25 protein-coding genes are annotated in these 24,791 nt (G+C 55.3%); 15 read left to right on the forward strand and 10 right to left on the reverse strand.

All coding sequences use genetic code 11. The features are described from left to right. The first annotated feature begins 67 nt into the window (after nt 1-67). Entirely contained in the window at nt 68-691 is a 624-nt protein-coding gene (locus tag ACU6HM_RS02235; protein WP_336971451.1) for a glutathione S-transferase family protein, read from the forward strand. 86 nt (nt 692-777) lie between these two features. Here the strand turns inward: ACU6HM_RS02235 and ACU6HM_RS02240 are convergent, their stop codons facing one another. Further along, a complete protein-coding gene (locus ACU6HM_RS02240) occupies nt 778-1,431 on the reverse strand; it encodes an FMN-binding negative transcriptional regulator (protein WP_446763301.1) in 654 nt (217 codons plus the stop codon). A gap of 105 nt (nt 1,432-1,536) precedes the next feature. Here ACU6HM_RS02240 and pdxR point away from each other — a divergent pair, with 105 nt between their 5' ends. Beyond that, on the forward strand, nt 1,537-3,045 hold the full coding sequence (gene pdxR / locus ACU6HM_RS02245; protein ID WP_254499007.1) for a MocR-like pyridoxine biosynthesis transcription factor PdxR: 1,509 nt from the start codon (nt 1,537-1,539) through the stop codon (nt 3,043-3,045). 112 nt (nt 3,046-3,157) lie between these two features. Here the strand turns inward: pdxR and ACU6HM_RS02250 are convergent, their stop codons facing one another. Then, a complete protein-coding gene (locus ACU6HM_RS02250; RefSeq protein ID WP_446763302.1) occupies nt 3,158-4,057 on the reverse strand; it encodes a LysR family transcriptional regulator ArgP in 900 nt (299 codons plus the stop codon). Between the two features lie 110 nt (nt 4,058-4,167). Between ACU6HM_RS02250 and ACU6HM_RS02255 the strand changes: the two genes are divergently transcribed. The 3 genes from ACU6HM_RS02255 (at nt 4,168) to ACU6HM_RS02265 (ending at nt 6,017) form a co-directional block, all read left to right on the forward strand. After that, complete coding sequence (locus tag ACU6HM_RS02255) at nt 4,168-4,785, forward strand: LysE/ArgO family amino acid transporter (protein ID WP_083053920.1); 618 nt, start codon at nt 4,168-4,170, stop codon at nt 4,783-4,785. Between the two features lie 203 nt (nt 4,786-4,988). Further along, on the forward strand, nt 4,989-5,480 hold the full coding sequence (locus ACU6HM_RS02260; protein WP_009456291.1) for a RidA family protein: 492 nt from the start codon (nt 4,989-4,991) through the stop codon (nt 5,478-5,480). A 33-nt stretch (nt 5,481-5,513) separates the two neighbouring features. Beyond that, nucleotides 5,514-6,017, forward strand: coding sequence for a GNAT family N-acetyltransferase (locus tag ACU6HM_RS02265; protein ID WP_009456292.1), 504 nt, complete (start codon nt 5,514-5,516; stop codon nt 6,015-6,017). A 99-nt stretch (nt 6,018-6,116) separates the two neighbouring features. Here ACU6HM_RS02265 and ACU6HM_RS02270 read toward each other — a convergent pair whose 3' ends face one another. Then, nucleotides 6,117-7,859 (reverse strand): ABC-F family ATP-binding cassette domain-containing protein, encoded by a 1,743-nt coding sequence (locus ACU6HM_RS02270; protein WP_446763303.1) that lies wholly within the window; start codon nt 7,857-7,859, stop codon nt 6,117-6,119. Nucleotides 7,860-8,587: 728 nt separating this feature from the next. Here ACU6HM_RS02270 and ACU6HM_RS02275 point away from each other — a divergent pair. Both ACU6HM_RS02275 and ACU6HM_RS02280 read left to right on the forward strand, forming a co-directional pair. After that, nucleotides 8,588-9,043, forward strand: coding sequence for a MaoC family dehydratase (locus ACU6HM_RS02275; protein WP_009456299.1), 456 nt, complete (start codon nt 8,588-8,590; stop codon nt 9,041-9,043). Further along, the gene (locus tag ACU6HM_RS02280; RefSeq protein WP_022983256.1) at nt 9,044-9,631 is read left to right on the forward strand and encodes a TetR/AcrR family transcriptional regulator; all 588 of its coding nucleotides are present in this window, start codon (nt 9,044-9,046) and stop codon (nt 9,629-9,631) included. It begins immediately after the preceding gene. A gap of 40 nt (nt 9,632-9,671) precedes the next feature. On the opposite strand, the gene ACU6HM_RS02285 is transcribed toward ACU6HM_RS02280, so the two are convergent. Next, nucleotides 9,672-10,073: a RidA family protein gene (locus ACU6HM_RS02285; protein ID WP_369327207.1), complete on the reverse strand. Its 402-nt coding sequence runs from the start codon at nt 10,071-10,073 to the stop codon at nt 9,672-9,674. A 144-nt stretch (nt 10,074-10,217) separates the two neighbouring features. Here ACU6HM_RS02285 and ACU6HM_RS02290 point away from each other — a divergent pair, with 144 nt between their 5' ends. Continuing rightward, on the forward strand, nt 10,218-11,120 hold the full coding sequence (locus ACU6HM_RS02290; RefSeq protein WP_446763304.1) for a LysR family transcriptional regulator: 903 nt from the start codon (nt 10,218-10,220) through the stop codon (nt 11,118-11,120). Between the two features lie 58 nt (nt 11,121-11,178). On the opposite strand, the gene ACU6HM_RS02295 is transcribed toward ACU6HM_RS02290, so the two are convergent. Next, a complete protein-coding gene (locus ACU6HM_RS02295; protein ID WP_324575678.1) occupies nt 11,179-12,462 on the reverse strand; it encodes a pyridoxal phosphate-dependent aminotransferase in 1,284 nt (427 codons plus the stop codon). A gap of 311 nt (nt 12,463-12,773) precedes the next feature. Between ACU6HM_RS02295 and ACU6HM_RS02300 the strand changes: the two genes are divergently transcribed. After that, entirely contained in the window at nt 12,774-13,262 is a 489-nt protein-coding gene (locus ACU6HM_RS02300) for a MarR family winged helix-turn-helix transcriptional regulator (RefSeq protein ID WP_022983289.1), read from the forward strand. Beyond that, a complete protein-coding gene (locus ACU6HM_RS02305; protein WP_250755873.1) occupies nt 13,259-14,035 on the forward strand; it encodes a DNA alkylation repair protein in 777 nt (258 codons plus the stop codon). Before ACU6HM_RS02300 ends, ACU6HM_RS02305 begins: the two co-directional genes overlap by 4 nt. Nucleotides 14,036-14,057: 22 nt before the next feature. On the opposite strand, the gene ACU6HM_RS02310 is transcribed toward ACU6HM_RS02305, so the two are convergent. Then, nucleotides 14,058-15,182 (reverse strand): metallophosphoesterase, encoded by a 1,125-nt coding sequence (locus ACU6HM_RS02310; protein ID WP_446763305.1) that lies wholly within the window; start codon nt 15,180-15,182, stop codon nt 14,058-14,060. Between the two features lie 249 nt (nt 15,183-15,431). On the opposite strand from ACU6HM_RS02310, the gene ACU6HM_RS02315 reads away from it, so the two are divergent. Further along, nucleotides 15,432-17,507, forward strand: coding sequence for a catalase (locus ACU6HM_RS02315; protein WP_022983288.1), 2,076 nt, complete (start codon nt 15,432-15,434; stop codon nt 17,505-17,507). Between the two features lie 43 nt (nt 17,508-17,550). On the opposite strand, the gene ACU6HM_RS02320 is transcribed toward ACU6HM_RS02315, so the two are convergent. Then, the gene (locus ACU6HM_RS02320; RefSeq protein ID WP_009456314.1) at nt 17,551-18,354 is read right to left on the reverse strand and encodes a hypothetical protein; all 804 of its coding nucleotides are present in this window, start codon (nt 18,352-18,354) and stop codon (nt 17,551-17,553) included. A gap of 106 nt (nt 18,355-18,460) precedes the next feature. Between ACU6HM_RS02320 and ACU6HM_RS02325 the strand changes: the two genes are divergently transcribed. The 3 genes from ACU6HM_RS02325 (at nt 18,461) to fdxA (ending at nt 20,861) form a co-directional block, all read left to right on the forward strand. Beyond that, complete coding sequence (locus ACU6HM_RS02325) at nt 18,461-18,790, forward strand: hypothetical protein (protein WP_009456315.1); 330 nt, start codon at nt 18,461-18,463, stop codon at nt 18,788-18,790. Nucleotides 18,791-19,333: 543 nt separating this feature from the next. Further along, on the forward strand, nt 19,334-20,407 hold the full coding sequence (locus ACU6HM_RS02330; protein WP_022983286.1) for a linear amide C-N hydrolase: 1,074 nt from the start codon (nt 19,334-19,336) through the stop codon (nt 20,405-20,407). Nucleotides 20,408-20,528: 121 nt separating this feature from the next. Further along, nucleotides 20,529-20,861 (forward strand): ferredoxin FdxA, encoded by a 333-nt coding sequence (gene fdxA, locus ACU6HM_RS02335; RefSeq protein ID WP_009464181.1) that lies wholly within the window; start codon nt 20,529-20,531, stop codon nt 20,859-20,861. On the opposite strand, the gene ACU6HM_RS02340 is transcribed toward fdxA, so the two are convergent. After that, nucleotides 20,858-22,393, reverse strand: coding sequence for an MFS transporter (locus tag ACU6HM_RS02340; RefSeq protein WP_083053338.1), 1,536 nt, complete (start codon nt 22,391-22,393; stop codon nt 20,858-20,860). The two genes, fdxA and ACU6HM_RS02340, sit on opposite strands and share 4 nt — an antisense overlap. Before the next feature lie 84 nt (nt 22,394-22,477). Between ACU6HM_RS02340 and ACU6HM_RS02345 the strand changes: the two genes are divergently transcribed. After that, nucleotides 22,478-23,344, forward strand: coding sequence for a LysR family transcriptional regulator (locus ACU6HM_RS02345; RefSeq protein ID WP_022983284.1), 867 nt, complete (start codon nt 22,478-22,480; stop codon nt 23,342-23,344). A 6-nt stretch (nt 23,345-23,350) separates the two neighbouring features. Here the strand turns inward: ACU6HM_RS02345 and gph are convergent, their stop codons facing one another. Further along, nucleotides 23,351-24,046 (reverse strand): phosphoglycolate phosphatase, encoded by a 696-nt coding sequence (gene gph, locus ACU6HM_RS02350; protein WP_022983283.1) that lies wholly within the window; start codon nt 24,044-24,046, stop codon nt 23,351-23,353. Nucleotides 24,047-24,052: 6 nt separating this feature from the next. Beyond that, nucleotides 24,053-24,775 carry a bifunctional 2-polyprenyl-6-hydroxyphenol methylase/3-demethylubiquinol 3-O-methyltransferase UbiG gene (gene ubiG, locus ACU6HM_RS02355; RefSeq protein ID WP_250755871.1) on the reverse strand — a complete coding sequence of 241 codons (723 nt, stop codon included), beginning with the start codon at nt 24,773-24,775 and terminating at the stop codon, nt 24,053-24,055. Between the last annotated feature and the right edge of the window lie 16 nt (nt 24,776-24,791).

The following is a 24,791-nucleotide window of genomic DNA, read 5'->3' on the forward strand; positions in this document are numbered from 1 at the left end:
TCTGCTTGCTCAACAAGGCTTCAGCGTCATAATGATCCCTTCGTTTTATGGACAAAAGGAGATCGACATGTCTCGTTGGGTGTTCTATTCCGCGCCAGGTACCTGCGCGCTTGCAACTCATATTGCGCTGCATGAAGCAGGGGCTGACTTTGATGTGGTCAAGCTGGATTTTGGTGCGAATCAACAGCAAAGCCCGGAGTTTCTGCGCGTCAATCCCAAAGGGCGTGTGCCGGCACTGGTGACAGAGCAGGGGGCTTTGACGGAAACTCCGGCCTTGCTGACTTTTGTGGCACAGAGCTTTCCGGATGCCAAGCTGGCGCCTGTGAATGATCCCTTTGCGTTCGCCCGTATGCAGGAGCTGCATAGCTATCTGGCGTCCACGGTGCATGTGGCCCACGCACATAAGCGCCGTGGTTCCCGTTGGGCAGATGATCCAGCGGCCGAAGAAGCCATGCGCGCCAAGGTGCCGCAAAACATGACGGTTTGTGCGGCTTATCTGGAATCCTTGATTGTGGGTCCCTGGGTGTTGGGCGAGCAGTTCAGCGTGGCTGATGCTTATCTGTACACAGTAGGTGGTTGGCTGGAGGGAGATGCAGTCGATATGAGTCAATTTCCCAAACTAAGTGCTTATCTGGAGCGCGTAGGGGCGCGTGAAGCTGTGCGCAAGGCTGTTGCCGAGGCGGCTGCTTGAGTGAAGCCGTCACCCTTGCGGGCATTGGCTTCACTCAGCACATAAAAAATAGACGCAAAGATATTTATTGCTGGGGAACAGGTGATCTACGCTTTGTTCTCCTGCTCCCGTTTGTCTACTGCCACCGCCTGCATCGCACAGCCAATGAAATGATCTCCCTGGCTGATTAATGCTGCTGATGCCGCCTCCACATCCCGAGCCTCCTTATTCTGGCTCAGCTTGGTTTTGCCGATCAGCCGAGTGATCTCAATTTCAATTCCGACAATGGCTTTCAGCATGGCGTCGATATAGTCCTTAGGGCCATCTGTCATCTTCCAGGGTACGGGCTGGCTGGCTTCGTGGATGCGGGTCAAACGTGCCACGGCCCCGCGCACATAGCGTTCTTCATCGCGTATTCTTGCTCGCCCATAGGCGTGTGCCACGATGTAGTTCCAGGACGGAACTTGCTTGTGTGTTTCCAATTTGCTTGGGAACCACTGTGGGGAGATGTAGGCGTCTCCTGCACGGAATATCACCATCACTTCGTCACCGTTTTCCAGGTCTTGCCAGACGGGATTGTTTCTGGCGACGTGGCAGTGCAGTACTCCTTGTGCACCTTCCTGGGGATGCAGCATGAAGGGCAGGTGATTCGCGCTTAGTCCGCTTTTGCCATGGGTGACCAGAATGCCCAGTGGATGCTGGGCGATCAGCTCGTGCAGTGGTTCAGGGCGGGATTCATTGAAGTGAGCGGGGATATACATCGTTGTCTTTCTTGGCTTGGGGTTCAGGGGTGATGTGTCTATTATTGGTCTATTCTGGATCATTGATCTGTACCAGTTTGGCGCTATTTTTATGGACCACAATTCATGTCTCGTACTGCTCATAATCCAAAGATTCCTTCCCTTGGCGAACTGGACCGAAGTGCAGGGGGCCTGGGCCGTCAGTTGGCGCAGAAGTTGCGCGAAGCAGTAAAAAACGGTGCGCTCAAGCCGGGTGAGTCCTTGCCCTCCACACGAGCCTTGGCAGCGTCTTTGGGTGTCGCCCGTGGCACGGTCGTAGAGGCTTTCGAGCAACTGATTGCCGAAGGCTTTCTGGAGTCCTCGCCGGGCGTGGGCACTTACATCGCTCACTCGCTGGCCAATCCCAAAACAAGGCCGAAGAAGCGCAGGACGGCATCGCTGCCTGCCCAGCCTGCACCACTTGCCGCCCAGCCATTCAATACGGTTGCGGCTCAATTTCAGCCTTTACCCTCTGCCCCGTTTGCCGTGTCGATCCCCTTGGGTGCCGCTGCGCCAGGCCCCATCTGGCGACGTTTGGGGAATCGCTTGCGAGCCCATGGTCAGGGCGCGCCGGGTGGTTATGGGGACCCTCAAGGCGCCTTGCCTTTACGAGAGGCTATTGCAGAGTACGTGCGCCGGTCACGCTCGGTGCGCTGCGAGGCGGAGCAGGTCATTGTGACGACGGGTACACAGCAGGGCTTGTTTCTGGCTTGTCTGGTGTTGATGGGCAGGCAGGATTTTGCCTGGGTAGAGAACCCCGCCTATCCCGGTATTACCGCGATCTTGAATACGATAGGTTCGCCGGAACGGATGGTTCGTGTACCTGTGGATGAAGAGGGGCTGGATGTGGCTGCGGGCATACGTTTGCAAGCAGATGCGCGGCTTGCCTTTGTCACTCCCTCGCATCAATATCCTTTGGGCATGCCCATGAGCATGGCGCGGCGCAATGCCTTGTTGGCCTGGGCACGCGATATGTCCGCCTGGATTGTCGAAGATGATTACGATAGCGAGTTCCGCTATAGTGGCCATCCCTTTCCTTCCCTGCAGGGTCTGGACCCGGAGCGGGTGATCTATCTGGGAACCTTCAGCAAGGTGTTGTTTCCCTCGCTGCGCCTGGGTTATGCGATTGTGCCGCCGCAGTTGGTCCAGGCTTTTTGCGGAGCGCGCGTTCTGCTGGATCGGCACCCGCCCAGTGCAGACCAGCATGTCTTGGCCAGCTTTATTTCAGAGGGGCATCTGGAGCGCCATATTCGGCGTATGCGCGGGATCTACACCCAATGTCGTAACCACCTTTTTGAGATTGTGCGCGAGGCTTTGCCCAGTGATTTGGCCAGCTTGCAGCCAAGCGATCAAGGCATGCATTCCGTCTTGTGGCTGACCTCGCCGGTTGATGATGTGGTGGTGGCGCAGCGAGCCATGAAGGAAGGCGTGGCAGTGCGTCCCGTCTCACCCATGTATCACGCTGGGCAGGGACCTTCGGGACTGATTCTGGGTTTGAGCGCATTCAGTCCCGAGCAAATGAGGGAAGCGGCGCAGAAGCTGGCGCGCATTATTTCTGAGCTTGCCCGACCTTCCAGAACCAAACGAAAGTCCTGAGTGCTGTTCTCGACAAGTCTGTGGCAAGAGCCGGCATGAATCAGACTTCTGCCATCTTCCTGAAGTGGAAAACTTCACCCATTGTTTCCCCGTACGGGCCTCAAAGAGCTGTTCAAGAAGGCGCCGGCAGCAATGAGCTGCGGGTCGCTTCTTGAAGGGCCCTACCCATATTGCGCAAGGTGTCGGAGCGGATAGCCGCATGTTGCCAATACAAAGGCACATCCAGCCAAAGGCCGGGGGCGACTAAAGCCAGCTCTTCGGTGGCCAGGGCATCGCTGACCATGGAGTCGGGTGCCAGACACCATCCCAGGCCCAAAGCCGCTGCTTTCACAAAGCCGGTGGAGGTGGGCAGGTAGTGGATGGGAGGGGCTACGGATTCATTCGTGATTTGGCGTATAAAGCGCCACTGCAATTCGTCCTTGCGGTTAAAGACGATCATGGGGGCTTGAGCCAGGGTTTCTGCGTCTATTCCCAATCCAAAATGGCGGGCCACAAACTCGGGAGAAGCAATGGCCTGATAGCGCATGATGCCCAAGGCCTGCACCTCGCAGCCTTGAAGGGGGGCAGGTTCGGCAGTGACCGCGCCCAGCACGGAGCCATTGCGTATCAATTCCAGTGTGTGGTCCTGGTCATCCACGCGCACATCAAACAGGTAGCCATATTCCTGACTTAGCCGGGACAAGGCTTCCAGAAACCAGGTGTCCAGCGAGTCACTATTGACCGCAATGGCGATAGGCCGTCGTGGGCCATTTTGCTCTGGCAGGAAGTCTGCGACGGCCTCGGCTTCCAGAACCTGCATGGGCCGTACACGACGCAGCAGCAACTCTCCCGCCGGTGTTGGACGACAAGGCGGCTGGCGCAGGACCAGCACTTGCCCCAGTCTGTCCTCCAGCGCTTTGATACGCTGCGAGATGGCTGAGGTGGTGATGTACAGCTTGCGCCCGGCTGCTTCAAAACTGCCTTCTTCCAGGACGGCCGTAAATGCTCGTAGTTGTGGGTGCAGCAGATCCATAATTGGCTTGTTTGATTAATTATTCTTAATTAAGTGAAGAATAATTAGCTTTTCTTAAACCGTAAATGACAGCACCATAACGCAGTTTTTCAATTCTGTGGATGGCTGGCATGTTCTTCTCTGTTGTTGCAACTGGCTTTCTGACGGGGGCGGGCCTGATCATGGCTATCGGCACTCAAAATGCCTTTGTGTTGCGACAGGGCTTGGAGCGCAGTCATGTGGGGCTGGTGGTGGCAATCTGCGCGCTGGCCGACATTGTCCTGATTCTGGGGGGCGTGGCTGGCATTGGTACGTTGGTACAGGAATGGCCTGGTTTGCTGCAAGTTCTGCGCTTTGGTGGCGCGGCTTTTCTGGCCTGGTATGGGCTGCTGGCCGCGCAGCGGGCCTGGACGGGTAAAGGAAGCCTGATGGCCGGGCAGGGGAGCGAGCGCAATCGACGCCGTATCTTGCTGACCTGTCTGGCGTTCACCTTTTTGAACCCCCACGTCTATCTGGATACGATGGTGCTGTTGGGCAGTCTGTCCACGCCTTATCCCGGTAACTTGCAGTGGGCATTTGCTTTGGGGGCCTGTGCGGCCAGTGCCAGCTGGTTTCTGGCCTTGGGCTATGGGGCGCGGTTGCTGCAACCTGTGTTTCGTCAGCCGTTGGCCTGGCGTGTACTGGATGGCAGCATTGCTGTTTTCATGCTGGCTTTGTGTGCTTTATTGCTGTTGAGGCCTTTGAGTTAAGCCTTGGACCGATCAGAGGCTTTCTGTGGATGAGCTTACTGCCTTGATAACAGCCTGCTACACAGGCTACAGAAAGTCAGTTTTTTTGAATCAAAAGATAACTGTCTGAACTTTAGGGCGGCTTTCTGAAATTAAATAGGCTTTAGGGAAGAGCTCGTACCTAATGAAGTCTTGGTTTTTACACCTTCAATCAGGAGAAAACTATGAATGTCGTGAAGATGCTTGCCTCTGCTGCCTTGATCAGTAGCCTGGCTGCACCAGCGTTGGCGCAGGATGTGAAGCGCCATCCTATTCCCAATTCGGATTTCCCGATTCTGACGGCAGTGGAAGTGCCTGCCGGTAAAACCACGGTGTACTTGAGCGGTACTGTTCCCGCTGTGCGCGACAAGTCGGCTGATGCGGCCAGCACGGCAGCCTACGGCAATATGCAGCAGCAAACCGAATCCATCATGGAGCAGATCAAGGCTCAGTTGGAAGGGATGGGCATGTCGGTAGGGGACATTATCAAGATGCAGGCCTTCCTGGTTGCTCCGGAGGGTGGCAAGTTGGATTTTGACGGCTTCATGGCAGGCTATTCCAAGTACTTTGGAACCAAGGAGCAGCCAAATCTGCCTGTGCGATCAGCCATGGCGGTCCAGGCTCTGGTGAACCCAGGCTGGCTGGTCGAGCTGGAGGTGACGGCCGTGCGACCTTGATCGCCGCCAGATTTTTCTTGAAAAGGATGTGTTGTGATCTCTATTCGTCCGGTTCAGGCGCAGGAATGGCGTCTGTATCAAGCATTGCGTCTTGGCGCCTTGCGTGATTGTCCCGATGCATTTGGGAGTACCTATGCCGTGGAGTCCACACATCCTGAGCATTTCTGGCAGGAGCGGATTCAAGCTGCTTGTGCGTCCGAGACGGACCGCGTCTTGTTCGCTGAAAAAGAGGGGCAGGCTTGCGGCCTGGTCTGGTGCAAGTTGTCTGCCTCAGAGCCCGTTCTGGCCGATATTTATCAGATGTGGGTGGCGCCGTCGGCGCGAGGTTTGCGAGCGGGTTTTGCTCTGCTGGATACCGCAGTGCAATGGGCAAAAAGCAGGCAAGCAGCCTGTGTTCGCTTAGGCGTGACCCTGACGAATGAAGCAGCCGTCCGGCTGTATGAGAGTTACGGCTTTGTGCCCAGCGGAGAGCCCGAGCCTTTGCGTGAGGGTTCGTCCTTGATGTCGCAGACCTTGGTGCTGGATTTAGCAGACTGAAGCCCAGCAGATACAGACAGCCCCTTGTTGAATCTGATAACAAGGGGCTGTTTTTATGCCTTGCCGGATCTGTTGAGCAGACAAGGCATAAGGTCTGGATTACTCCAGGTTCAAGGCTTGGCGCAGCTTGTGGATTTCCGCTTGCCAGACCTCTTGCAAGCCAGGCTTTTGATGCTTGGGCTTGCGTGCCAGATCAGCCTCCAGTTTGCTTTCCAGTTCAATCAGTTGTTCCAGCAATGTGTCGTCGCTGGAGGGGGCTGATTGAGCCCTTGTTGTGCTTCCTGTGCCCGGGCTGAGGATGGGTGAGGATTCCTCTGGCTGACCTGTCTGGACCAGAGCAGCATACAACTGCGTCAAGTCCTGCATTTCCGTCAAGGAACCCTCGTCCACCAGCCAGAAGCGATTGCAGCTTTTCTCCAGCAGCTCCCGGTCATGGGTGACCAGGATAAAACCGCCTTTGAATTCGCACAGTTCCTCTGCCAGTTCTTCCTTGCCGTCCAGGTCCAGGTGGTTGGTTGGCTCGTCCAGAAAGAGCAGATGATAGTTGGCCAGCGACAGGGCAATAAACATCAGCCGAGCACGCTCGCCACCACTCAAGCTATTCACTTTCTGTGCATGCCGCAGATAAGGAAAACCGGCACTGATCAGCGCCATTTTCCTGACATCGTCCGGCAAGGGCGAAAAGTCCTGCAAGGCATGCAGCAAGGTCTTGGAACCATCCAGTTGCTGTTGGTCCTGGTCGTAATAACCAATGCGGCATTGCGGGTGAAACTTCAGCCCGTCCATGTCCGCCTCGTCCTGCCAGTATTGCCATAGCTGACGCAATAAAGAGGATTTACCGCAACCATTGCGACCGACCAATCCGATGTGATCCCCGCTGCGCACCTGCAGGCCATGGGCTTGAAAGAGAGCAGGCAGGTTCTGTGCCGGGCTGACGACCATATCTGCAATATCCAGTAGGCGATCTGCCTTCATGTCCAGGCCATGCAACTGCAAGGTCCAGGGTGTGCCATCCGTCAGATCGGTCTGGTTTTCGCGCAGTTTGGACAGGCGCTTTTCCATGCTTTGGGCTTTGCGGGAAAAGGTCTCGTTGTCGTAGACCTGTCCCCAGATAGCCAAGCGTTTTGCGCTTTGTTCGATGCGATCAATTTCCTTTTGCTCGCCTTGATAACGACGCAAATCCGCCTCGTCTCGATTGCGCAACGCTTCACGCGCAGCCGAGCAGGGTAGAGAGAAAAAAGACAGCGTACGATCGCGCAAAATAATGGTGCTGTTGCACACGCGATCCAGCAAGCGCTGGTCGTGAGAGACCAGCACAAATGTGCCGCGCCAATTGCTTAGAAAGCTTTCCAGCCAAAGCAGGGAAGGCAGGTCCAGGTGGTTGCTGGGTTCGTCCAGCAAGAGCAGATCAGGCTGGGTAATCAAGGCCCGTGCCAGCAGCAGGCGAGTGTACTGCCCACCACTTAAGGCACTGACCCGGGTATGCCAGTCCTGTTCCTGAAAGCCCATCTCGCCAAGCAAGCTTTCTGCGCGCCAGGCATCCGTATCGTGCTGCTCTGCGGGCAGGGCAGCCAGTACGGCGTTCAGCAAACTCAAGGCGTGCAGATCCGCTGGCAGGTATTGCTCAACACGCGCCAGAATGCAGTGGTTTGCTAGTGAAATACTGCCTTGCCTGGGCGTCAGTTCGCCGCACAGCAGGCTGATTAAGGTGCTTTTGCCACAACCGTTGTGGCCTATAAGTCCAACTCGATCTCCGGCCTTGATAGTGAAGGCAATTTCTTTGAATAAAGGACCGGAAAGGGTTTCGTAAGAGAGTGAGTGGACTGACAGTAAAGTACTCATGACATGCTCAAGTTTCTTGGGTGCGCGGGTACAGCGCATCCTCGTCAATAGAAGCTGACGATAATTCTTGAGGCCTGAGTGAAGTCCTTCAGTAAGTTATTGCTTCGCTCAAGTCTAGATTATCGCGCTGCGAAATCGAAAACTTGAGCCGTTCTCTATACCAAAGAAGAGTGCATAAATGAATGTGCACATAGGTGTAGGATCTCCTCTTAATCAATGGGTTAGCCATGCTTGAAGCGGGTACAAAAGACTTGTTGAATCAACAAGCTTGTGGCCTCAGGGCAGGGTAAGGACTGGTTGTGCCTGGGAAAGAAAGACGGGTATGAAACACCGTTCGTCCCGACAAAACCGCAAGAGTGTGATTGTAATCAGAAGCAGAACGATAGAAAACTCAGGCGTTGGTTTTTGGAGGGGTGTGTAGCATTCAAGATGCATTGTCCCTGTAGTAGCAGGGGTGTGCCTGACGGGTGTGTCACTGGCTATTGTGCCTTCAACTGGCCGCAAGGAACTGATTTTTAGACTGTTTTTCGTTATTCAGGCACCTGCTTGCAAGCTTCTGGATGGTTTGTTCCGCAGTAAAAAAAGTAGAACTATTACCATTTTAAAAATAGAGTATGGCCATAATCTATCCTTGCTTTCCCGGGAAAGCTGTGCAAGGATAGCTGCCATCCATAATCTATTTACGCGGGCAGCGACGCGTACTCACACACTTTCTGGAGAGTATTCGGATGAGCCTTACAGCACCTGTCTATCTTGAGGATCTGGCCCTGGGAATGGAGTTTCGCAGCGCAGAACATGCTCTGGATGAAGCGCAAATTGTCAGCTTTGCCCGCCAGTTCGATCCGCAGCCTTTCCATCTGGATGCAGAGGCGGCCAAGGGCACGTTCTTTCAGGGGCTGGCCGCCAGTGGATGGCATACCGCCGCCATTACCATGAGGCTTTTGGTGGACAGCCTGGTATTCAGTCAGGGGATTATTGGTGCAGGTGGGCAAATCGATTGGCCACGGGCTACGCGCCCTGGCGATGTCTTGCATGTGCTCAGTAAAATCATCGACATTCAGCTCTCCCGCTCCAAAGCGGACAGGGGCATGGTGGTGGTGGAGTCTCACACCCTGAATCAGAACAATGAAGTGTGCCAGCGCCTGATTGCCAAGCTGATTGCCTTTCGTCGTCCGGAGGTTTGAATGGGGCGTGTCTCGCGTGAGCAGGCCGAACGCAACCGCGAGCGTGTGCTGGAGACGGCTTGCCGACTGTTTCGCAAACATGGAGTGGAAGGGGTCTCGATCGGGGACATCATGAAAGAGGCGGGCTTGACGGCAGGCGCGTTCTACAAGCAGTTTGTGTCCAAGGAGGCTTTGATTGATGAGGCCTCCCGATTTGCTTTTACCCAGTCCTCCGAATCCTGGGAGCGTATCAACCAGCGCTATGAACAGGACGCCGTGCAAGGGTTTCAAGCCTTGATGCGGCGATATTTCAAGCACCGTCCTCAAACCCAAAGCTGCCCGATCCTGGCCTTTTCTTCCCTGGCCAGCGGCCTGCCTGCGGATGCGCAGACCACGGCAATTTACAGTGAAGGCGTAGAGAGCTTGTTTGAGCAGTTTCGTGGCGTTGCCCTGCAAGCGTGTGCCGAGCAGACCGAAGAGCAAGTCATGCTCTTGTTTGCCGCCATGCTGGGGACAGGGATGATCAGTCGGGCCATGGGCGATACCGCGTTTACGCAAAGTATGCAGGCTGCGGTATTAGCTGCATTGCCTGGCAGTGAGTCCGATTAGCACGATTAGCCTATCGATAAAGGCGACAAGAGCTTGCGTATCAGGCTTGTTCGGGCAGTTGTGCCACCACCTTGATTTCAAAATGAAAACCCGACAGCCAAGGCACCCCTACGCCTGTCAACGCCGGGTAGGGCGCATCACCCCAGTAGTCCGGCAGAACCTTCCACAGGGTTTCCAGATTGGCTTCCGGGTTCACCAAAAACAGCGTCACATCCAGCACATGAGCAAAGCTGCAACCTGCTGCGGCCAGCACGGTATTGAGGTTCTCAAAGGCCAGGCGTATTTGCTGTTCCAGGTCCGGCTCGGGTGAGCCGTCTTCGCGGCTGCCGACCTGGCCAGAAATAAACAAAAAGCCATTGGAACGAATCGCAGGTGAGTAGTGACCGCGCTCATACAAGGCTTGGCGTTCGGTGGGGAAGACGGCTTGGCGTAAGGTAGTCATCATGCTTTCCAGTGCCTGCTGGGCAGGTGAAGTTCATTGAGCTCTATGCACTGTAGGTCTTGTGCGTGGACAGATCAACGCTGGATGGCAGACAACACTGTTTCTATAATCCAAACAGTCAATGCAACCGATTGGGGACAATACGTGGACCGTTTCGAAGCGATGCGTACCTTTGCCAAGGTGGTGGAAACGGGCAGCTTTACCAAGGCGGCCCAAGCTTTGCATCTGAGCCGAACCGGGGCCACGCATCTGGTGCAGCAATTGGAGGCACGCTTGCAGGTGAGCTTGCTGCATCGCACGACGCGCAAGGTCAGTGTGACCAGCGCTGGGGCACTTTATTTTGAGCGTGTGGTGCAATTGCTGGCCGATCTGGAAGACAGTGAGCGGGATCTGGCCCAAGCCTTGGCTTCGCCCAGTGGCCGCTTGCGGGTAGATGTGCCCAGCCCTTTAGCCAGCCGTGTGCTGGTGCCTGCCTTGCCGTCGTTCTACGCACGCTACCCGGATATTCAGCTGGATATGGGCGTAGGCGACAAGACGGTAGATCTGCTCGATGAAAGCATGGACTGTGTGGTTCGAGGTGGTCAGATTCAGGACCAGTCCTTGATCGCCAAGCGGGTGGGGGCGCTGCATCTGTCCATCTATGCAGCACCCTCGTATCTGGAGCGGTTTGGTACCGTTGTGCATCCTGAAGAGTTGGACGGGTCTGCACATCGAATGGTGGGGTACCTGTGGGAGCATCAGAACAAACCGTTTCCTTATGCCTTGCGTCGCGATAAAGAACGGGTTTCTTTGCCAGGCCGTTATGGCTTGGCCGTGAATGATGGCAACGCCTATCTGGCAGCGGGTGAAGCGGGTTTGGGGCTGGTTTGCCTGCCGGCGTATTTGGCCAAGGAAGCGGTGCAAGCAGGGCGCCTGATCGCGTTATTCCCGGATTGGACGATGGACCCTATGCCCTTGTATGTGGCTTTTCATCGCAGCAAACATACGAATGTTCGGCTGCGTGTCTTTATTGATTGGGTTGCGGAGCAATTGACTCAAGTATCTTGAGTGCCAGAAAAAAAGCCAAGGAGAATGAATCCTTGGCTTTTTTCATTGAATCCGATTTTTATTCAGCTTCGGCGCTGTCTACGACTGGAATGGTCGCCTGGGCAAACTCAGGCCGTTCTGTACCGTGCTTGATACGGTAGTCTTTCAGGAACTTGGCGATGCGGTTGATGGCCTCGCGCAGGTCCGGCTCGTGGGGCAGGAACACCATGCGGAAGTGATCCGGATGAGGCCAGTTAAAGCCCGTGCCTTGCACCAGCATCACGCGGGTGGCTTCCAGCAGTTGCAGGAAGAATTGGCGGTCGTCCTTGATGGGATAAACCTCGGGATCCAGACGCGGGAACATGTACAGGGCAGCGTGGGGCATGACGCAGCTGACCCCTGGAATCGCGGTGATCAGCTCGTAAGCCAGATCGCGCTGACGGCGCAGGCGTCCGCCTTCGCATACCAGATCGTTAATGCTTTGATAGCCACCCAAGGCGGTCTGAATGGCCCATTGGCCGGGCACGTTCGCGCACAGCTTCATATTGGCCAGCATGCTCAGGCCTTCGATGTAGTCGGCACCGGCTTTCTTGTCGCCCGAAATCACCAGCCAGCCTGCGCGGTAACCACATGCGCGGTAGCTCTTGGACAGGGAGTTGAAGGTCAGGGTCAGTACGTCGTTGGACAGGCTGGCCATGGCGGTGTGCTTCATGTCGTCGAACAGGACCTTGTCGTAGACCTCGTCGGCTAGCAGCACCAGATTGAATTCGCGAGCAATATCGACCAGAGCTCGCAGCACCGAGTCGGGGTAGAGCACGCCGGTGGGGTTGTTCGGGTTGATGACAACCAGGCCCTTGGTGCGTGGGGTGATCTTGGAGCGGATATCGTCCAGGTCCGGAATCCAGCCTTTGGATTCGTCACACAAGTAGTGCACGGGTGTACCGCCGGACAGGCTGGTGACAGCCGTCCACAGCGGATAGTCGGGCATGGGCAGGAGCAGTTCATCACCGTCGTCCAGCAGGGCGTTGGTGGCCATGGCAATCAGCTCAGAGGCGCCATTGCCCAGGTAAATATCTTCCAGCGTCACGCCCTTGATCCCTTGCTCCTGGGTGTAGTGCATGACGGCTTTGCGCGCGGCAAAAATACCTTTGCTATCCGAGTAGCCCGAAGAGTTGGGCAGGTTGCGGATCATGTCGAGCTGGATTTCTTCCGGGGCGTCAAAACCGAATACCGCCAAGTTGCCGATATTGAGCTTGATCAGTTGCTGGCCCTCGTCTTCCATTTGTTTGGCCCGGTCCATGATGGGGCCGCGAATATCGTACAAAACATTCGCCAATTTGCTCGATTTCTTGATGCTATTCATGATGCTGGTAATCGGATTCCATGTGTGCTGCTGATGAACGGTGGCAGGGCTGATGCCTGACCAGCCTTATACCTTACCGCATGCGTGGGCCTGTCTTGTAAGCATCAAGCTTAAAATGTGGCATTGTCGAATTTTGGCGACACTCTTTTGTCGAAAAAACGGCTGTCTTTGTCGATAGGCTCCTTACTACCTGGACATATTCCGCTTTATGGATTGGATTGGTATGATGTGAAATCAGCCCTCCTTTATTTTTCTTGTTTTTGAAGCGCTCTGATATTAAGATTCGACATCAAATCATTTGATGTCGAACTATGAAACTGGAAGCGAAATATCGGGCCTTGCTCTCGCACGCAGAGCAGCAAAAGGGCGTCAACGTTCAGGGCATGTCCCTGTGTTTTCAGCTCCTGTCCTTGTCTGCCCGTATTGATCGGGACTGCGCCGCCTTGTTGGCGCCCCATGGCTTGAGTGAAGCCCGTTTTGTACTTTTGTTCCTGCTGGAGGAAGCACCCGACGGGATGCCTTCCCACATCCTGGCTGAACGGGCAGGCGTGACGCGGGCGACTGTCACAACTCTGGTGGATGGGCTGCTGAAAGCGGGCTTGGTGCAGCGCTTTGCGGCTCAGACCGATCGGCGTTCTGTCATGGTGAAACTCAGCCCTCAGGGGGCGGAGTTGGCCAGGACGCTGGTAGGAACTCACGCCCAGTGGATAGGCGAATTGTTCCGGCATTTGTCCGAGGCGGAGTGCACCCAGCTTAGCGCCTTGTTGAACAAAGCCGCTGGTGGAGAAGACGCGTCATGAGTATCGAGAACCGCAAGGCTTATGCCAAGGTCGCGGATATACCGGCTGATATTTTGCTGGCTCTGTCCAAGGGGGAAATCCAGGGTCTTACTCTGACCGAGTCCTTGGCCATCGATCAGCGCGTGCTGGTGGCGACCGTATTTCCGGATTTGGATGAGCAGGGTGCACAGCACATCGACACCCTGGCCCAATTGGGCATTCTCAAGCGCATGAAAGCCATTGGGGAATATTTGCTGGACACGTATGGCGAGATGGCCTGGACGCGCTGTTCGGATCACCCGGCTGATGTGGTGCGGGGCTGGGCCTGCTTTATGGTGGGAGCCCGTGCATCTTTAAGTGTGCCTCAGCGCCTGGAGGCACTGCGCCCTTTGGCTGATGATGCGCATTTTGGTGTGCGTGAATGGTCCTGGATGGCGGTACGTCCTCATTTGGTGGCCGAGCTGGATGCGTCGATTCAGAGCTTGCAGCAGTGGGCGCGCTCAGACTCGGAATATCTGCGTCGCTTTGCGTGTGAGGCTTTGCGCCCTCGGGGAGTGTGGTGCGCACATATTGCCATCCTGAAAAAAGAACCGGAACGCATGTTGCCGATTCTTGAGCTCTTGTATCGGGATGGCAGTGTGTATGTGCAGGACTCGGTAGCCAATTTCTTGAATGATGCGGCCAAGGATCAGCCGCAGTGGGTACGTGATCTATGTGCCCAATGGCAGATGCAAGCGCCGGATAATGCTGCTGTGCAGCGCCTGTGTCGACGGGCGCTGCGCAGCGTGTCTTGATGCTCCGGTTCCAGTCCTGGAATCAGGGGGCGCGCAAGGTAATCAAGGTGATTTCTGAGGCGCGCCCCAGTCGCAGCGGGAAGCCCGCCCACAGTCCGGCACCGTAGCTGACGTACAACTGCATATCCCCTACTTGATACAGTCCACCCACATAGCCATCATTGGCCATCTGCACGAGCTTGTGCATGCCCACAATATGGCCGCCATGGGTATGGCCCGACAACTGCAAGGCCGTGCCGGCCGCTGCGCTTTCCTTGGCGGTGTCAGGGCGGTGGGCCAACATGATGATGGGCATGCCAGCAGGGATCCCGGCGACTGCTGCAGCTACATCGGGCATGGGTTGCCCATGCACGGCTGCCGACTTGTCAGTAATGCCAGCCAAAGCAAAAGCAGCATCGTCTTGTTCAATAATGCTGTGCTCGTTCAGAAGCATACGTAGCCCAAGGCTGTTGAAGTGCTCTATCCAGGGCTGGTACTGGGTGTAGTACTCGTGGTTGCCTGCAATTACCCATACCCCTTGCGGGGCAGACAGGGCTTGCAAGGGGGCGACATCATCGCGGCGCGCTGTCACCGTGCCATCGACCAGATCGCCAGTAATGACGATCAGGTCCGGTTTCAAAGCCTGTGTTTTATCAACAATGGCTTGTATCCAGGGGCCTTGCAGCAGACGACTGGCGTGCAGATCAGTCAGTTGCACCAGCTTGAAACCATCCAGCTTGGGGGACAGGCCCTTGACCTTTACTTCGATGGACTTGAGCTCGGGGACTTGCACTGCCTGCCAGACACCCAGTGCGGACAGGCTGACCGCTGCGATGCCCAGCATGCCCCGCAAGGTAGAGGAGCGCAACAGAAGCAGCCCGGCTGGCTTGTACAGAACGCGCATCAGTAAACCTGCCAGATCGGTGATCAAGGTAAAGCAGGCGGCCAGCAGGACTGCCCCAAAAGCCCAGCCCAGGACCATGATGACTTGTGCGGGAATTTCCGGTGAGGCCCGTGAGCCCCAGAACAGCGCTACGGTGTAGTGGTGGAAGGTGGCGGCGACGGCCAAGATGCTGAGCAGCCATTTGATCCAGGGTTTGATCTTCAGCGGTTTGATCAGTCGCCAGGCGACATAAAGGGCAAAAACGAGGGCAGCGACTTGAAACACGAAATCATTCCAAAAAGAAACGGGGAGCCCGCGCTTGAGCAGGCGATAAAGCGTGCCCAGTATAGAGCGAGGAAGTGGGCATGATGTCAGCGCTCATCAGACAGTTACAGCTCCGTCACGAAAAAAGGTGGACATGCTTGATTACGTTTTGAGAGATTGCTTCGCACATCAAGTCATTAAAACTTCTAGGCTTTTTCCCAAGGGCACCCCAGTGGAACGGGGTTTTCGTTTGATTTGATTGGAGGACATATGGTGACTAAAAAATCCGCAGCCAAAACCAATCAGGATGCCGTGGGGCAAGGCGGGGAGTTACATCAGTTTGGCCATGCTGAGTTGACGACCAATCATGGCGTACCGATATCGGACAATCAGAATTCCTTGCGTTTCGGGGCGCGTGGCCCGACCTTGTTGGAAGATTTTGTCCTGCGCGAGAAAATATTCCATTTCGACCATGAACGTATACCGGAGCGCATTGTTCATGCTCGCGGCACAGGAGCACATGGTTATTTTGAATGCACGCAAGCAATCCCGGAGTTGACCCAGGCCTGTGTATTTCAAAAGGAAGGACATCGGGTGCCGGTGTTCTGTCGTTTCTCAACGGTAGCCGGCTCTAAAGGCTCCAAAGACACACCACGCGACGTGCGTGGTTTCGCGGTCAAGTTCTATACCGAGCAAGGCAACTGGGATCTGGTGGGCAACAATATGCCCGTTTTTTTTATCCAGGACGCCATCAAGTTCCCGGATCTGATCCATGCCGTCAAACCCGAGGCGGACCGGGGCTTTCCCCAGGCAGCGTCAGCCCATGACACATTCTGGGATTTTGTCTCCCTGATGCCCGAGTCTTTGCATACCGTGATGTGGCTGATGTCTGATCGAGCCTTGCCACGGTCCTTTCGCATGATGCAGGGCTTTGGTGTGCACACTTTCCGTTTTGTGAATGCCAAGGGCAAGTCGCACTTTGTGAAGTTTCATTGGAAACCCAAGCAGGGCTTGCAGTCCACCCTGTGGGATGAGGCGGTCAAGATTTCCGGGGCGGACTCGGATTATCTACGACGCGATTTGTACGAGGCGATTCAAAACGAAGCCTTCCCGGAGTGGGAACTGGGTGTGCAGGTTTTCGATCAGGAGTGGGCTGACAAGCAGGACTACGATGTGCTGGATGCGACCAAACTCATTCCCGAGGAAAGTCTGCCCGTCAAAATTGTGGGTCGTATGGTTCTGGATCGTTATCCCGACAACTTCTTTGCAGAGACCGAGCAAGTTGCTTTCTTGCCGTCCAACATCATTCCGGGAATCGACTTTACGGATGATCCCTTGCTGCAAGGCCGCTTGTTCTCCTACCTGGATACGCAAAAGTCTCGACTGGGAACGGTCAACTTTCATCAGATTCCTATCAATGCACCCCGCTGCCCATTCAGTAATATGCAGCGCGACGGCATGATGCAGACGCAGGTTCCCAAGGGCCGTGCGACCTACGAGCCCAATAGCCTGGAGGAGGCGGGTGAATCGGGCGGACCGCGCGCGCAGCCGCATGGCTTTCGCACCTTCCCCAGTACCGTAGACGATGGCGCAAAACTGCGTGTACGGGCTGAGTCGTTCTCGGATCATTACAGCCAGGCCCGATTGTTTTATCGCTCTCAGACTGAAGTTGAGCAGGAGCATCTGATTGCCGGGCTGGTATTTGAACTGTCCAAGGTCCAGCTCAATCATGTTCGTGTGCGTGTGCTCTCGCACATGCGTGTCATTGATGAGGATCTGGCCAAACGAGCGGCTCAGGGATTGGGGCTGGATTTGCCGCCTCCTGCCAAGCCCGCCCGCGAGCCGATCGACATGGCACCTTCCAAAGCCTTGTCCATACTGGCCCAGAAGTCGCCGATTGCCGGTCGGATGCTGGGTATTCTGGTAACGGACGGAGCTGACAAGGGCTTGCTGGAAATGCTGCTGACAGGGGCTCAGGAAGCCGGGGTGGCCGTCAAGCTTATCGCTCCGCAAGTAGGGGGGGTGACGCTGTCAGACGGCACACACTTGGCTGCCGACGAAAAGATTGCGGGTGCGCCCTCGGTTCTGTTTGATGCGGTGGCCTTGCTGCTTACCCAGGAAGAGGCTTCAAAACTGTGCACTAACAAGGCGGCAGTGGATTTTGTAGCCGACGCCTATGGACACTTGAAAGCAATTGGTCATAACGGCGCAGCCCAGCCCTTGCTGGACAGGGCGGGCGTATCAGTAGACAAGGGTGTGTTCGTCATTAAAACCGGTGATGATCTGCTTGAAAAAGTGTCTTCACGGTTCTGGGAGCGACGGCATCAGGTAGATGGTATGGCCTGATGTCTTGTGAAAAGGGGGCGGTGCTGCCCCCTTTCACGTGCCGTCAGTAGCGCCAGCTCAGCCCTAGCACGGGGCCCGACATGCGAGTGTCAAAGACATGGCCGGAGCGACGATAGTCCACATCCAGCATCTTGTATCCGGCAGCGATGGAGAAGTTCTCTGACAGGTCGTAGTTCAAGGTCAAGGTAGCTTGATAGCTCAGGCGCGAGCCCACGCCAAAGCCGCCCAAGTGGATCTGGGCTTGAGTGGAAAACTCCGGGGTGAAACGATAGAACGCACGCAGTCCTATCATGGGGTCCACCCAATTGAAGCTCTCCTGATGATGTCGGGTTCGGCCAGCCGTACTCAGATGGGCACGGGTGCGTATATCCCAAAACGAAAAACCGGCCAGTGCGTCCAGGCTGGCTTGTTCAGTGTCGTAGATGCGGTAACCACCTTGCAATGTGGCCATGAACAGACGTGTGTCCACGGTCCCTTCTGCAGCACCGACCAAAGGCAAACCACCTATTACTTCACTTTCGCGTGTGTTCACGTAGAGCAGGTCACTGTTGAATACATAGCGGTCTCGACGTACCCAGGCGTTCAGAAAGGCCGCGGCACGCAGATCGTGCAGGACATCTGAAAAGGACTTTTCTATATCCAGGGAGGGCGCGCGTTTGAAGGGGGAGGACTCACCCGACAAGCCGGTAATCCAGGCATAGGGTGTAATCTGCACGGCATAGTGTGGCGAAGTCGTGCTGTCGGACATGGCGTCTGGACCTTGAGCACTCACTTGGGCATGAGCCAGACTGGCCAGTGGCAAGATTCCCAATAATAGCCAGCGGGAATAAGTGAGTTTACGCATCATTGTCATGGCCCCTCTTTTTAATTCTGTAAATGACGGTGCACTAGCGCCAGTCTTGTGTCTTTCGGTATGCTGGACTAGCCGATCACCAACCCGTGGAGAACGTGTCATGCATGTGTTTTACCTTAGCAAGCAAGATATTGATAATTTGTTGCCCTTAGTGCAAGCGGCGTTACACGCTGATCGCACCGGACAAGTTGGTTTCACGGACGAAGAACTGGCCTTGCGCGCTGCCCTGGAGGCGATGCAGGACCCCAAGCTGTCCGAGCTGCTGGCCGGTGCCCGTGTCGAACCGGGTCGCATAGCCGTTGGCTTGGCTGAAGAAGATTACCGGGAAAACCTGCTGGCTCTGGAAACCCGTGATAGTGCTTATGTCATTGACCAGCTCATGGATAGCTATGCAGGATTGCCGGGGTTTTTTGATTGCCTGGAGTTTTAGATGAATTTGCAAAACAGCCCGTTACGGGCTGTTTTTTATTGCATGTTATTGAAGTCCGTGTCGAGGCATTATGCCGTTCCTTGTGCCTACGGGTAGGATTTGGCCATTCCTGGTAATTAATGATCTTCCAGTTCTGGGTAAAAGATTTCGAGCACACATCGCCTGTGTTTTCAGATCTGAATGACTATTTTTAAGTTTTTTAAAACAAGAAAAAGGCCTGTTTAGTTTGGAGATCGTATTTGGTTCATTTATACGCGGGCTGATAAGGCAGCTACCCACGTTTTCAGAGTGAAAAACGCAGTTTCAAGGCGATCAGGAAGAAAAAATAATATTGCGGTCGATCATGAGTTAGCAAATGTTTTTATTCTCAAAACAAGGGATTTCATGCTCCGTTTTTGTCGGTCTTGCACCACAAGACTTAACTTGGCTTGACGCAATGTCCTAATCCTGTTTTTGTTACACCCGTGTCCAATGTATCGGCTGTGTAAGCAGTCGGTTTTTTTGTTTTATTGATTGGGCGGCTAGCCGTCTCTGGAGAGAAAGATGTTGCTAAAAAAATGTCGTCGTACTTTGCTGGCATGCGCAGTTGGGCTGGCTTTGGTGCCTGCGGCCTCTCAGGCGTGTACCCGAGCTGTTTTTCTGGGTGATAACGGACAGGTGATTACCGGTCGTTCCATGGACTGGAAGCTGGATGTCGGCACCAACCTCTGGATTTTTCCTCGCGGTGAAAAACGTACTGGCGAAGCTGGCCCCTCGTCCATTGAGTGGACCTCGAAATACGGCAGCGTGATTGCGTCGGGTTATGACATTGCTTCTACCGACGGGGCCAATGAAAAAGGTTTGAACGTCAACTTGCTGTGGCTGGTGGAGTCCCAATATCCCACGCCTCAAAAAGGCGATAAGACCTTAAGCATGTCTTTGTGGGGACAGTACGTCTTGGATAATTTTGCAACCGTGGCCGAAGCGGTTGCTGCATTAGAAAAAAATCCCTTTGTAGTCGTTACTGCCAAGGTCAAAGGTGAAGATCGCTTGGCAACTTTGCACCTGTCCATGTCGGATGCCACAGGGGATAGTGCGATTATCGAGTATATCGACGGTAAGCAACACATCCACCATAGTCGTAAATATCAGGTTCTGACCAATTCGCCCACATTTGATCAGCAATTGGCCATCAAGGATTACTGGCAACAGGTGGGGGGCATGAACATGTTACCCGGCACTAGCCGTGCTGCAGATCGTTTTGCTCGCGCCTCTTTTTACATTGATGCAGTGCCACGCAACCTGAGTGATGACAAGGCCGTAGCCAGTGTGTTGAGCGTGATACGTAACGCTTCTACTCCATATGGCATGACAGTGCCCGGTCAGCCCAACAACTCCTCGACACGCTGGCGCACGGTGTTCGACCATCAACGTAGTTTGTATTATTTTGATTCGGTTCTGTCACCCGGTGCATTCTGGGTGGATATGAAAAAAGCGGATTTTTCGGCAGAAACCGGCAAAGTGATGAAGCTGGATCTGGGGCCGGAGCAAAGCAAGGTCTACATGGGTGAAGTGCTGGACCACTTCAAACCAGCCCAGCCATTCAAGTTCGAACCCGCCGAACCGCCCGCTGTTTAATGGGGCAGTGGTATATGCCACTCTAGGCTGAATACCCGGGGCATAGCCGACAGCGATCACATGATGTTCATGCTCAGCTGTTATGCTATGCCCCGTCTTTATTTGTTGAAGTAGCTGTTTCATGACCTATGTAGTGACGGAAGCCTGTATCCAGTGCAAGTACACCGATTGTGTGACGGTGTGTCCCATGGATTGTTTTTTTGAAGGCCCGAATTTCCTGGTCATTCATCCTGACGAATGCATTGACTGCTCCATCTGCGTGGCCGAGTGTCCGGTGGGGGCGATTGTCAGTGATCAGGATGTGACGCCCGAGCAGCAGGTCTATGTGGAGCTGAACCGGACCTTGAGCGAGGACCCGGCCTGGAAGCGTATCAGCCAGCAAAAAGCGCCCTTGCCGGATCATGAATACTGGGCGACTCAGACCGACAAGCTGGCGCTGTTGAAGAAAGATTAATGGGCTTTCTGATGGCTGTTGTTGCGTTGGAAGTACCAGACCGCCAAGGCCGCCATCACCAGCAAAGCCGTACAACTGGCCAGTACGGCGACATAGCCTTTATCAAAAGAGTCACGGGCCAGTTCACTTAAGGTCAGAGCCAGATTCTGTGGCATGGTTTCTGCCATCAATAAGGCCTGATCCAGGCTGTCGTAGGCCAGGGCGCGGTCACTTAATTCCTGTGGCAAGATCAGGCTGGCGCTATATACGAAGGACAGCAGGCTACCCATAATGGTCACGCCTAGCGCACCACCCAGTTCATAAGACATTTCCTCGACCGAGGCCACCATACCAGCGCGCGAAGGCGGCACGCTTTGCATGATAGTGCTGGAAGCCGCCGTCATGGCCGCACCGATGCCCAGGCCCAGCATGACCAGGCTGATCACTTGTAGAGGCTGTGCACTGTTATGCCACAGCAGATAAGCGGCCATGCCTGCTCCTGCCAAGCTCAGGGCGCCAATCAGCAGTCGCTTGCTGCCGATGACGACCAGCAGGCGCCCGGCCAAGGGGCCGGCTATAAAGGCTGCCAGCGGCAAGGGAATAATGGCCAGGCCCGCTTCCAATGGTGAGAAACCCAGTACCAATTGCAGGCGTTGGCTGAACACCAGCTCCATACCGATCAAGGCCGCTGAGGCCGTCAAGGCAGAGAGTACGGCGGTGCTTAGCGTGGCGTCCTTGAACAGGGCAAAGTCCAGCAAAGGGAAAGGGCTGCGGTTCTGTTGACGGACAAACCAGCTCAGAAACAAGATGCCGATCAGCAGGGCGGCAGCGGTCAAACCCCAATCCGTATGCAGCTTGCCCATTTCCTTGATAGCCAGGGTGCTGGCTACCAGGCCCACCATGATCAGCAAGGAGCCTTTGATATCCCAGGGGCGCGATGCATCTGGCGTGGAGCGGGGCACCAGAATCCAGCCCATAGGCAACGCGATCAGCACGATGGGCACGTTGATCAGAAAGACTGATCCCCACCAGAAATGTTCCAGCAGGAATCCGCCCAGAACCGGACCAAAGGCGGCACCACCGGAGGCGATAGAAGACCAGACACCGAAGGCCACCGCACGTTCGCGCTCATCATGAAAGGTGATGCGTATCAGCGATAAAGTGGCGGGCATCATCATGGCCGCTGCCACACCTAAAAAGGCGCGTGCGGCGATCAAGGCCGTTGGGTTCGGAGAGTAGGCGGCTGCGACTGAAGCCAGACCAAACATGGCCAGACCCGACAGGAACAGGCGCTTGTGACCCAGGCGGTCACCCAGGGTGCCCATGCCTAGCAGCAGTCCGGAGACGACCAGAGCGTAGCTGTTGATGATCCACAGCTTGTCCGAGGCCGAGGCCTGCAGATCATGGGTCAGGCGTGGCAGGGCGGTGTAGAGCACCGTCATGTCCACCACAATCAGTAGAAGAGCTGCCGACACAATTGCCAGGATCAACCAGCGACGGCTTGGGGATAGGGGAGCAGTGTGGGCTTGATGGGTAATCGAGCTGTGCAGCATAAAAGACCAGAGCGGTAGGAAAGCAAGTATGATCTATCAATATTATCAACAGTCAAAGTTGATTAGCATCTATAAAATAGATAAATGGATTGGACACTGGAACGTATTCGACATTTTGTCGCTGTGGCAGAAACTGGCTCCATGACTCAGGCCGCGAAAGAGTTGGGCAAGGTGCAGTCAGCCGTCAGCACCTCGATTTCCCTGCTGGAAGCGGATCTGAATCTGGAGTTGTTTGATCGTTCACGACGAACGTTAAGCCTGACGGTGCCGGGCGAAATCATGCTGCTGGAAGCCAAGGCTCTGTTGCGTCAGGTAGACGTGTTGAATCGTCGGGCACTGGATTTCTCGCAAGGGCAACCGACCAGACTGGAAATTGCTCTGGATGAAGCCTTGCCTCAAGAGCCCTTGCGGCTGCTGCTCAAGGAGCTGGCTGAACGCTGGCCTGCACTGGAATTAACGGTCTGGAACGGAACCGCTTCCGAGGTGATGGACTATGTGCAGGAAGGCCGCTCGGATATGGCTTTTCAGTTTGATCGCGGTGCTGATGCCGCGTCATTCGCGCAAAGTTATATCGGCGCTGTGCCCCAAGCGATTTGTGTGGCGCGTACGCACCAGCTTGCCAGTCAGCATCAGGTCAGCCGTAAAGAGCTGACGGCACATCGACAATTGCTGATTCATATTGAAGGGACAGAGCAAATGGTTGTCAGCCCCAGTGTGTGGCGCTCAGACAGCTTTTATGTCATTGCCGATATGGTGGCCGATAGTCTGGGCTGGGCGATTTTGCCCCTGAATATTGCCGAGTATGCAAACTTGCGCAACAAGCTGGCGCAGTTGCATTGCCGGGAGATGGTTTTGCCACCCTTGCCAGTGCGGATGCTGTGGCGGCAGGGGCAAACTTTGCCCCCTGCGGCAGTGTGGATGCAGCAGCGCCTGTCGGAGCTGCTGCCTTAAGCCTGTTTAGCAGGCTAGTGGGGAAGGGCGGGAAAGCTGACCGTTGGCCCAGCGTTGTACGCCTTCCCAGATATCAGAGGCGTGATGCACGGTCATATCGGCTTGCCAAGTGCTCAGGCTCTCGTCCTGAGCGCAGTAGCCGTAGGCGGCAATCATGGTGGCCATGCCAGCAGCCTGACCTGCCTGGATGTCGCGCAGATCATCACCTACGTACAGGCAGTCTTTGGGATCAAAGCCCGTTTTCTCGGCGGCATACAACAAGGGGGCGGGATGAGGTTTGGTGTGCTGGGTAGTATCCCCGCCGACGGTGACTGCGCAACCCGCTTCCAGTCCTAAATGACGGATCAGGGGCAGGGCCAGGTATTCCAGCTTGTTGGTGACGATGCCCCAGGTGTAGCCGGCCTGCTCTAACTGTTTCAGCATGGGGGCTACGCCCTCAAACAGATAGGTCAGCTCCGTCATGTGATCGTTGTAGTCCTGCAGGAACTGCGCTCGCAATTGTGCGTAGTTGGGGTGATCGGTATTGATATCCAGGGCTACCTTGAGCAGCCCCCGTGCACCGTGCGAGGCATAGGGACGCAGTGCTTCGTAGGGCAAATCAGGCAGGCCATGTTCCTTGCGCATGCGATTGGCCGTAGCGGCCAGATCCGGAGCAGAGTCGGCCAAGGTGCCGTCGAAATCGAATAGAACCAGTTTATTCATGAGGGCTTAGCTTTGGCGGCGGCTGGCCAGCAGGTAGTTGACGGAGGTGTCGCCAGACAGGTGATAGTGCTCGGTAATCGGGTTGTATTCCAGACCCTTCAATGCCAGGGCATCCAGACCACTGCGGCGGGCCGAGGAAATCAGCTCGCTGGGTTTGATGAAGCCCTCATAGCTGTGCGTGCCTTTGGGAATCAGGCGCAAGAGGTACTCGGCGCCCACAATGGCAAACAAAAAAGATTTGGGATTGCGATTCAGAGTCGAGAAAAAGACCCAGCCACCGGGTTTGACCAGTTTGGCGCAGGCCGCAATGATGGAGCCCGGATCGGGGACATGTTCCAGCATTTCCATGCAGGTGACAACGTCAAAACGACCCGGGTGCTGATCAGCCATGTCTTCGGCGCTGATCATCTCGTATTTGACGGGTACGCCCGATTCCAGACTGTGCAAACGGGCAATCTTCAAGGAGCGCTCGGCCAGGTCAATGCCGGTGACGTCGGCACCGGACTGAGCCAGGCTTTCCGACAAGATTCCGCCACCACAACCGACGTCTAATACCTGCTTGCCCGCCAGGGAGCCGGTGTAGGACAGAATCCAGTCCAGACGCAAAGGGTTGATGGCGTGCAGCGGTTTGAACTCGCTGTCAGGGTCCCACCAGCGGGATGCCAGTGCACTGAATTTATCGATCTCTGCGGGATCGACATTGACGTTAGTGACGGTGGAAGCGGTCATGGCTCATCCAAAAAAA

This window comes from Alcaligenes sp. RM2 (genome assembly GCF_052931795.1).

Excerpts from the sequence above, each read along its gene's own strand:
- ACU6HM_RS02235 (WP_336971451.1), top strand. The coding sequence starts at position 68 with ATGTCTCGTTGGGTGTTCTATTCCGCGCCAGGTACCTGCGCGCTTGCA.
- ACU6HM_RS02240 (WP_446763301.1), bottom strand. The coding sequence starts at position 1,431 with ATGTATATCCCCGCTCACTTCAATGAATCCCGCCCTGAACCACTGCAC.
- pdxR (WP_254499007.1), top strand. The coding sequence starts at position 1,537 with ATGTCTCGTACTGCTCATAATCCAAAGATTCCTTCCCTTGGCGAACTG.
- ACU6HM_RS02250 (WP_446763302.1), bottom strand. The coding sequence starts at position 4,057 with ATGGATCTGCTGCACCCACAACTACGAGCATTTACGGCCGTCCTGGAA.
- ACU6HM_RS02255 (WP_083053920.1), top strand. The coding sequence starts at position 4,168 with ATGTTCTTCTCTGTTGTTGCAACTGGCTTTCTGACGGGGGCGGGCCTG.
- ACU6HM_RS02260 (WP_009456291.1), top strand. The coding sequence starts at position 4,989 with ATGAATGTCGTGAAGATGCTTGCCTCTGCTGCCTTGATCAGTAGCCTG.
- ACU6HM_RS02270 (WP_446763303.1), bottom strand. The coding sequence starts at position 7,859 with ATGAGTACTTTACTGTCAGTCCACTCACTCTCTTACGAAACCCTTTCC.
- ACU6HM_RS02275 (WP_009456299.1), top strand. The coding sequence starts at position 8,588 with ATGAGCCTTACAGCACCTGTCTATCTTGAGGATCTGGCCCTGGGAATG.
- ACU6HM_RS02280 (WP_022983256.1), top strand. The coding sequence starts at position 9,044 with ATGGGGCGTGTCTCGCGTGAGCAGGCCGAACGCAACCGCGAGCGTGTG.
- ACU6HM_RS02285 (WP_369327207.1), bottom strand. The coding sequence starts at position 10,073 with ATGACTACCTTACGCCAAGCCGTCTTCCCCACCGAACGCCAAGCCTTG.
- ACU6HM_RS02295 (WP_324575678.1), bottom strand. The coding sequence starts at position 12,462 with ATGAATAGCATCAAGAAATCGAGCAAATTGGCGAATGTTTTGTACGAT.
- ACU6HM_RS02300 (WP_022983289.1), top strand. The coding sequence starts at position 12,774 with ATGAAACTGGAAGCGAAATATCGGGCCTTGCTCTCGCACGCAGAGCAG.
- ACU6HM_RS02305 (WP_250755873.1), top strand. The coding sequence starts at position 13,259 with ATGAGTATCGAGAACCGCAAGGCTTATGCCAAGGTCGCGGATATACCG.
- ACU6HM_RS02315 (WP_022983288.1), top strand. The coding sequence starts at position 15,432 with ATGGTGACTAAAAAATCCGCAGCCAAAACCAATCAGGATGCCGTGGGG.
- ACU6HM_RS02320 (WP_009456314.1), bottom strand. The coding sequence starts at position 18,354 with ATGATGCGTAAACTCACTTATTCCCGCTGGCTATTATTGGGAATCTTG.
- ACU6HM_RS02325 (WP_009456315.1), top strand. The coding sequence starts at position 18,461 with ATGCATGTGTTTTACCTTAGCAAGCAAGATATTGATAATTTGTTGCCC.
- ACU6HM_RS02330 (WP_022983286.1), top strand. The coding sequence starts at position 19,334 with ATGTTGCTAAAAAAATGTCGTCGTACTTTGCTGGCATGCGCAGTTGGG.
- fdxA (WP_009464181.1), top strand. The coding sequence starts at position 20,529 with ATGACCTATGTAGTGACGGAAGCCTGTATCCAGTGCAAGTACACCGAT.
- ACU6HM_RS02340 (WP_083053338.1), bottom strand. The coding sequence starts at position 22,393 with ATGCTGCACAGCTCGATTACCCATCAAGCCCACACTGCTCCCCTATCC.
- ACU6HM_RS02345 (WP_022983284.1), top strand. The coding sequence starts at position 22,478 with ATGGATTGGACACTGGAACGTATTCGACATTTTGTCGCTGTGGCAGAA.
- gph (WP_022983283.1), bottom strand. The coding sequence starts at position 24,046 with ATGAATAAACTGGTTCTATTCGATTTCGACGGCACCTTGGCCGACTCT.
- ubiG (WP_250755871.1), bottom strand. The coding sequence starts at position 24,775 with ATGACCGCTTCCACCGTCACTAACGTCAATGTCGATCCCGCAGAGATC.